The organism is Indiicoccus explosivorum, from assembly GCF_002167005.1.
Lineage (GTDB): Bacteria > Bacillota > Bacilli > Bacillales_A > Planococcaceae > Indiicoccus > Indiicoccus explosivorum.
In genome coordinates this window covers 1-1,779 of the sequence record NZ_NHTN01000077.1, presented here as the reverse complement: position 1 = coordinate 1,779, position 1,779 = coordinate 1, and the positions used below count along the sequence as shown (strand labels likewise).

Below are 1,779 nucleotides of genomic sequence, written 5' to 3'. Positions count from 1 at the left end.
CATACGGGGATTTTGATGTCGGCGGATCGAGTTCCGGGTCGGCTGACGTAACGGTATTGCTGTACCAGAATGACTTTCAAGTGGAAGCGCCGGAGCGCGGTTTGCAGTTCCGGGCGGAAATCCGTAATTACTCGACATCCGTCACGAATTTATATGAAGAAGGTTCAGTCGGAGATTTCCATCTGGAGCTGATCGAAAAACGCTGAAACACCGGCCCTTCAAAGGGCCGGTGTTTTCAGAGTGTTGAGAAACCCCTTCTTTAAGAGAAGAAAAGGGGAAGGACTAAACCAACTCTTATCATCAAGGGATATATCATCGATGGCTTTGGCCCTCCTGCTGAGCAGGAGGGCCATTTTCTTGATATTTTGTGTGGCGGCTGTCATGAAAGCCTGTTCCTGGACACATTGAAGCCCACGTCGCCTCGCGTAACGGAACCCATGGAGTTCCTTCGCATCTGCGAAGCTGCGCTCAATGGTCTGGCACCGTAACCGGTAAAGCGTCTTCCCTTCGGGCGTCCGCTTATTGGCTTTCACCTTCTCTTTTTCGTCTTCCCAGACATGCCGGGTGATCAGCCGGCACTTGCTCTTCTCACTAAAACAGTCCTCACGCAACGGGCAGCCGAGACAGTCCTGTGGCCGGCTTTTATATTCCCGCTGACCTTCACGAGTGGTGGTGGAATAGGCCAGCTTACAGCCCATCGGGCAGGCATAGGCATCCAGCTCCAGTACATAGGTGAATTTTCCCTTCGGCATTTTCTTGTTTTGGACGGTCGGCCGCCGGTACCCCATGACCGTAAAAATATGGTCTTTATTCAGACGCATACAGAGGTAGCTGGTGAAGTAGCCGGCATCCAAGGCGACTGCTTCCACTTCGAATTGGAATTTCTGTTTCTGGACAGCGAGCCGGCTAAGATACGGCTCGGCATCATTCACGTTTCCCGGTGTGATATAGGTATCCGTGATGAAGTTGTACTTGGCATCCACTGTCCGGTGATCCAAGTAGAAGAAACCGCGCGGTTTCCCGTCCCGCATGAGAAATCCGCTTTCGGGATCCGTGCGGCTGATTCGGGTCATGGCGGGTTTTGTTTTCTTGGCAGCCGTTGCCCGTTTGGGCTTCAGTGCTTTTTTCCGTGTGCCTCCCGGTCCTGTTGAACCGCTTGTTCCAGCTCCTCCAGGTAAGGAGCGACTTTTGCCTGTTTCGCCTGGCGGACAAACTTATTCTTGTTGGCATTCGCTTTCACGTGCGTGGAGTCCGAAAGCAGGATCCGGCCGTCGACTAAGCGGTGTTCCTGTGCCTGCCGAACGGTCTCCTCGAAAAATCGTTCAAAAACCGCTGTATCCCTAAACCGTTTGTGACGATTAAAACTGATGGTGGAATGATGGGGCACCGGATCGGTCGGTGACAGGCCGAGGAACCAGCGAAACGCCATATTGCTTTTCACTTCTGTCTCCAGCTGGCGTTCAGACCGAATGCCGTACAGATAGCCGATGAACAAGTACTTGAACAGGGTGACAGGAGGAATGGACGGGCGTCCATTATCGGGACAGTAGTGCTTGGCAGTAATATCATTCACGAATGAGAAGTCGATGAGGGCGTCGATCGTCCGCAGGAAGTGATCTTTCGGCACCAGATCTTCAATCGTCACGGTGACAGCGACATTCCGATGATTTTTGGCAGCTCCTTGCATGGTCGAGCCCTCCCGTTTTCTTTTCATTATAGCTGAAAATTCAGATATATTAAGAGGAAAATAGGGGCTGCCGAGACTTTCTCGACAGCCTG

At 52.2% G+C, this 1,779-nt stretch carries 2 protein-coding genes; one reads left to right on the top strand and one right to left on the bottom strand.

Annotation, left to right across the window (positions count from 1 at the left end):
- Positions 1-206 (top strand): DUF3219 family protein (locus CCE92_RS15420; RefSeq protein ID WP_144391045.1); only part of this gene is annotated, 206 nt, incomplete at its 5' end.
- Positions 207-218: 12 nt separating this feature from the next.
- Here CCE92_RS15420 and CCE92_RS15415 read toward each other — a convergent pair.
- Positions 219-1,687 (bottom strand): IS1182 family transposase gene (locus tag CCE92_RS15415; protein ID WP_420913242.1). Its coding sequence is split into 2 segments (ribosomal slippage): positions 219-1,120 and positions 1,120-1,687, totalling 1,470 coding nucleotides; the frame shifts between segments, so codons are not numbered across the junction.
- Positions 1,688-1,779 lie beyond the last annotated feature (92 nt).